Source organism: Microbacterium sp. zg.Y909, assembly GCF_024626565.1.
This window is the reverse complement of the sequence record NZ_JANJFJ010000293.1, coordinates 1-5,524: the sequence shown is the minus strand read 5'-3', so window position 1 is coordinate 5,524 and position 5,524 is coordinate 1. Positions and strand designations below refer to the sequence as shown.

Below are 5,524 nucleotides of genomic sequence, written 5' to 3'. Positions count from 1 at the left end.
AAGAAGCGCTTCAAGGTCACCGGAAGCGGCAAGCTCATGAAGCAGCAGGCCGGCATGCGCCACAACCTCGAGGGCAAGGCGAGCCGTCGCACCCGTCGCCTGAACCAGGAGCAGGTGCTTGCCCCGGGTGACGCGAAGGTCGCCAAGAAGCTGCTCGGTCTCTGAGCTCCCCCCGCACGTTAGGAAGTAGAAGAAAATGGCAAGAGTCAAGCGGGCTGTAAACGCCCACAAGAAGCGCCGCGTCATCCTCGAGCGCGCCTCCGGTTACCGGGGTCAGCGTTCGCGCCTGTACCGCAAGGCGAAGGAGCAGGTCACCCACTCGCTGGTCTACGCGTACCGTGACCGTCGCAAGCGCAAGGGCGACTTCCGTCGCCTGTGGATCCAGCGCATCAACGCCGCTGCCCGTCAGAACGGCATCACGTACAACCGCTTCATCCAGGGCCTGGGCCTGGCCGGCGTGCAGGTCGACCGCCGCATGCTCGCCGAGCTCGCCGTGAACGAGCCGGCCACGTTCGCCTCGCTCGTGCAGACGGCCAAGGCCGCGCTGCCCTCCGACGTCAACGCCCCCAAGGCCTGACCTCGCACTCCCACCGGCGGCGCTCGCGCTACCGGATCGAAGGGGCGTCCTCCACGGAGGGCGCCCCTTCGGCGTACCCGGATGCCGCTCCCGTGCACATGCCCGGCATCCGTTTTCCGCACATGCGCGGCCTAGGATGGGAGCGTGCTCGAGAATCCGCGCTCGCCTCGTGTGCGTGCCGTCGCCAAGCTGACCAAGCGCAGCGCCCGCCAGGAGACAGGACTGTTCCTGCTCGAGGGCCCGCAGGCAGCCCGTGAAGCCCTCGCCCACCGGCCCGACACGCTGGTGGAGCTGTTCGCGACGCCGAGCGCGCTGGAGCGCCATGGCGACGTGCGCGACGCGGCGCAGGATGCCGGCGTCGACGTGGTCTTCACCACCGAGGCCGTCATCGAGGCGATGGCCGACACCGTGACCCCGCAGGGAATCGTGGCCGTCGCGCGCCAGTCGCCCACGTCCGTCAAGGACGTCTTCGCCGCGGGTCCGCGACTCATCGCGATCTGCGAAGAGGTGCGAGACCCCGGAAACCTCGGCACCATCATCCGGGCAGCGGATGCCGCGGGGGCCGATGCCGTCATCCTCACCGGCCGCACCGTGGACCTGTACAACCCCAAGGTCGTCCGCGCGACGACCGGTTCGCTCTTCCACGTGCCCGTCGCCGTGGGCGCGGACCTCGAGACGACGGCGGCTCGGGCGCGCGCCGCCGGCCTGCAAGTGGTCGCGGCCGACGTCGGCGGCGAGGACTTCCTCGCTCACCGTGCGGAGCTCTCCCGCCCCACCGCGTGGCTGTTCGGCAACGAGGCGCGGGGGTTGGACGACGAGGCGCTGGCGCACGCCGACCTCGCTTTGCGGCTGCCGATCTACGGCAGCGCCGAGTCGCTGAACCTCGCCACGGCGGCGAGCGTGTGCCTCTACGAGTCGGCGTTCGCGCAGCGCGCCGACGCCTGACCGAGCCGCGACGGGGTCCGTCTCCGGCATCCGCAGCGCTGCCGCCCGCGCGCGTCGGTTATGTTTCGGAACGGTAAAGGTCGGCACAATCTGCCGTGGCGCGTCTTAGCGCGGGAATACAGTGTCCTTCATGGCGACTCCAGACTCGCAGGCTGCTCCGCGCACTTCGAACATCGACGTCCGACGCGGACAGCCCCTCGTGGTGATGACCGACGTGCAGAAGCACTACGGCGACTTCCAAGCGCTGCAGGACATCGACCTCACCGTCAACCGTGGCGAGGTCGTCGTGGTCATCGGGCCGTCCGGCTCGGGCAAGTCCACCCTGTGCCGTACGATCAACCGGCTCGAGACGATCACGAGCGGCTCGATCACGATCGACGGCAAGGAGCTGCCGAAGGAGGGCAAGACCCTCGCGGCGCTGCGCGCCGACGTGGGGATGGTCTTCCAGTCCTTCAACCTCTTCTCCCACCTCACGATCCTCGAGAACATCACGCTGGGTCCCATCAAGGTCAAGAAGATGAAGAAGGCGGATGCCGAGGCGGAAGCGCGCGTCCTGCTCGAGCGGGTCGGGGTGGCCCAGCAGGCGGACAAGCTGCCGGCGCAGCTTTCGGGCGGCCAGCAGCAGCGCGTGGCCATCGCCCGGGCTCTCGCGATGAAGCCCAAGGTCATGCTCTTCGATGAGCCCACGAGCGCGCTCGACCCCGAGATGATCAACGAGGTGCTCGATGTCATGGTCGGCCTCGCGCAGGACGGCATGACGATGATCGTGGTGACCCATGAGATGGGGTTCGCGCGCAAGGCGGCCGACCGCGTGGTGTTCATGGCCGACGGGCAGATCGTCGAAGAAGCGACGCCCGACCAGTTCTTCACCGCGCCGAAGAGTGACCGGGCCAAGGACTTCCTCTCCAAGCTCATCACCCACTGAGACGTCCGCGCCCTGCACCGGCGCGGTGACCCAAGAAGCACAGATCACCAGGAGGATCACATGCGCATCAATCGGATCGGCGGCGCCGTCGCGGCTTTCGCCGTCGCAGCGCTCGCACTGACCGGCTGCAACAGCGGCACGCCCGGTGCCACCGACGACAGCACCGGTGACGCGGCGGAGGAGACCACCAGCGGCACGCCCTGGATGGTCGCCGAAGACGTGACGATCGAGGGCAGCCCCACGTTCGACGCGATCACCGACCGCGGGAGCGTCGTGGTCGGCGTCAAGGAGGACCAGCCCGGTCTCGGCTTCCTCGACCCCGCCACCGGTGAGCGCACCGGCTTCGACGTCGACGTGGCCCGTTGGATCGCGGCATCGCTGGGCTACGACGAGGACGACATCGAGTTCCAGCCGATCGCATCGGCGAACCGCGAGCAGGCGCTGGTCAACGGTGACATCGACTACTACGTCGGCACCTACTCGATCACCGACAAGCGCAAGGAGCAGATCGCCTTCGCCGGTCCCTACTTCATCACCGGCCAGGGACTGCTCGTCGCCGCCGACAACGAGGACATCACCGGCATCGACGCGCTGACGGCCGACCACGTCGTCTGCTCGGCCACCGGTTCTACCTCGGTGCAGCGGATCAAGGACGAGACGCCCGCGCAGACGAAGGAGTACGACACGTACTCCACGTGCGTCGAGGACCTGAAGAACAACCAGGTCGACGCCGTCACGACTGACGAGGCCATCCTCATCGGCTACGCCGCGCAGGACCCCGAGAACCTCAAGGTCGTCGGCGAGCCGTTCAGCGAGGAGCGCTACGGCGTCGGCATCGCCAAGGGCGACACCGCGCTGCAGGAGTACATCAACACGATGTTCACCGACGGCGGCGAGGTCTGGGAGGCCATCTTCTCGAAGAACCTGGGTGCGTCGGGCGTGAGCGCCGACCAGCCCGAGGTCGACGCGGCAGAGTGACCTTGATCCCGGCGGCGGTGCTCGCGCCGCCGCCGGGATCGTTCCATTTGATGTGAAACGAGAGGCGGATCGATGGGTGTCATCACCGACAACCTCGACCTCTGGGGTGAGGCCCTGCGCGGCACACTGGTGCTGTTCTTCGGCGGCGCCGTCATCGCGCTGGTCCTCGGCCTGATCGTCGGGGCGATGCGCGTCTCGCCGGTCCCCGTCGCGAGGGGGGTCGGCACGGTCTACGTCAACTGGATCCGCAACACACCGCTCACGCTGGTGATGTTCTTCTTCGCCTTCTGCCTGCCGATCATGCTGCAGGAGCGCATCGACGCGATCCTGCTTGCGACGGTCGCGCTGGGCATCTACACGGCCACGTACGTCGCCGAAACCGTACGCTCCGGTGTGAACACCGTGCCCGTCGGCCAGGCCGAGGCGGCCAGAGCACTCGGCCTGACCTTCACCCAGGTGATGACGCTCGTCGTGCTGCCGCAGGCGACCCGGTCGGTCATCCCGCCGATGATGAGCGTGTTTATCGCGCTGCTGAAGAACACGACGGTCGCCGCCGGCTTCTCAGTGCTCAACCTCGGATCGGTGCGGTCGTGGCTCAGTGAGCGTGGCGAGAACCAGCTTCTGGTGCTCGTGTGGGTGATGGTCATCTTCGTCGTCCTCGTGCTGCTGCTGGCGTGGCTGCAGCGCACCCTCGAGAACAAGTGGAGGGTCGCGCGATGAGCTCCGTCCTGTACGACGTGCCCGGGCCCCGTGCCGTGGTGCGCAACCGCATCATCGGGGCGCTGACCATCCTCGTGGTGCTGGCCGTGCTGGCCTGGGTCATCTGGCGCTTCGCAGAGACCGGCCAGTTCAGCCCCGCCAAGTGGGAGCTGTTCAGCTACGCCTCCATCTGGATGCTGTTCCTCGAGGCCACCGGCAACACGCTCGCCGCCTTCGCCGTGGCGGCCGTCGGCGCCATCGTGCTCGGCTTCGTCCTGGCGATCGGACGGCTTTCGGACCACGCCTGGGTGCGTGTGCCGGTGGGCTGGATCGTCGAGGTGCTGCGCGCCATCCCGGTGCTGGTCTTCATGACCCTGCTGTACTACGGCCTGCCGGTCATCGACGTGAAGATGCCGCCGTACTGGGCCGTCGTGATCGCGCTGATCGCGTACAACGGGTCGGTGCTGGCGGAGGTCATCCGCGCCGGGGTCGAGTCCCTGCCGCGCGGGCAGAGGGAGGCCGGCTACGCCATCGGGCTGCGCAAAGCCGGCGTCATGCGCCTGGTCCTGCTGCCGCAGGCGATCCGCGCGATGATGCCGGTGATCGTGGCGCAGCTGGTGGTGACGCTGAAGGACACCGCGCTGGGCTTCATCATCACCTACCCCGAGCTGCTCTACGTCGTGAAGCTGCTCGGCTCGAACGCGGTCTACGGGTCGCCGCTGATCCCCGCGGCCCTCGTCGGCGGCGGCATCTACATCGTGCTGTGCCTGCTGCTGTCGTACGTCGCGCATGTGCTGCAGAAGCGCACGCGCCGCTCGCCACGGGTGCACCTGGACCCCATGCACCACCCGGTCGGCGAGGTCACCGACACCCAGCTCATCGCGGTGCAGGGCCGGGCGGAGCGCACGCTCGACGGGAAAGCAGGCTCGCTCGACGGCTGATCGAGGCGGGAGCGCCCTCGGGCCTCGGTAGACTCGTTGATCGTGTCTGACACTCCCGAAATCACCCCGGAAGCGGTGGATGCCGCCGTCGACGCGGCCCTCGCCGCGATCGCCGCCGCCACCACCACGGCAGAGCTGAAGGCGGCGCGTTCCGCGCACACCGCCGAGGGCTCGCCGCTGGCCGCACTCAACGCGCAGCTGCGCCACGTGCCGAACGAACGCAAGGCCGAATTCGGCAAGCTCGTCGGCCAGGCCCGCGGCCGGGTCACCCAGGCGCTGGCCGCCCGCGAGACCGAGGTCGCCGCCGCCGAGACGGCCGCGAAGCTCGAAGCGGAGCGCATCGACATCACGGCGCTGCCGCAGCGTGCGCGCGTCGGGGCGCGGCATCCGCTGACCCTCCTGCAGGAGCAGATCGCCGACATCTTCGTCGGCATGGGGTGGGAGATCGCCGAGGGGCCT

The 5,524-nt window shown here is 68.5% G+C and carries 8 protein-coding genes; all 8 read left to right on the top strand.

What is annotated here, in order from left to right:
* Positions 1-165 (top strand): 50S ribosomal protein L35 (rpmI, locus tag NQ160_RS17455; protein WP_257516417.1); only part of this gene is annotated, 165 nt, incomplete at its 5' end.
* Between the two features lie 31 nt (positions 166-196).
* Positions 197-577: a 50S ribosomal protein L20 gene (gene rplT / locus NQ160_RS17450; RefSeq protein WP_257516416.1), complete on the top strand. Its 381-nt coding sequence runs from the start codon at positions 197-199 to the stop codon at positions 575-577.
* Between the two features lie 144 nt (positions 578-721).
* Entirely contained in the window at positions 722-1,522 is an 801-nt protein-coding gene (locus tag NQ160_RS17445; RefSeq protein WP_257516415.1) for a TrmH family RNA methyltransferase, read from the top strand.
* A 205-nt stretch (positions 1,523-1,727) separates the two neighbouring features.
* On the top strand, positions 1,728-2,447 hold the full coding sequence (locus NQ160_RS17440) for an amino acid ABC transporter ATP-binding protein (protein WP_257494978.1): 720 nt from the start codon (positions 1,728-1,730) through the stop codon (positions 2,445-2,447).
* Positions 2,448-2,507: 60 nt separating this feature from the next.
* Complete coding sequence (locus NQ160_RS17435) at positions 2,508-3,425, top strand: glutamate ABC transporter substrate-binding protein (protein ID WP_257516414.1); 918 nt, start codon at positions 2,508-2,510, stop codon at positions 3,423-3,425.
* A gap of 72 nt (positions 3,426-3,497) precedes the next feature.
* Positions 3,498-4,145 (top strand): amino acid ABC transporter permease, encoded by a 648-nt coding sequence (locus NQ160_RS17430; RefSeq protein WP_257494913.1) that lies wholly within the window; start codon positions 3,498-3,500, stop codon positions 4,143-4,145.
* The gene (locus NQ160_RS17425) at positions 4,142-5,065 is read left to right on the top strand and encodes an amino acid ABC transporter permease (protein ID WP_257516413.1); all 924 of its coding nucleotides are present in this window, start codon (positions 4,142-4,144) and stop codon (positions 5,063-5,065) included. The genes NQ160_RS17430 and NQ160_RS17425 overlap by 4 nt, the downstream gene beginning before the upstream one ends.
* Before the next feature lie 42 nt (positions 5,066-5,107).
* Positions 5,108-5,524 (top strand): tRNA ligase subunit PheS family protein (locus NQ160_RS17420; RefSeq protein WP_441338269.1); only part of this gene is annotated, 417 nt, incomplete at its 3' end.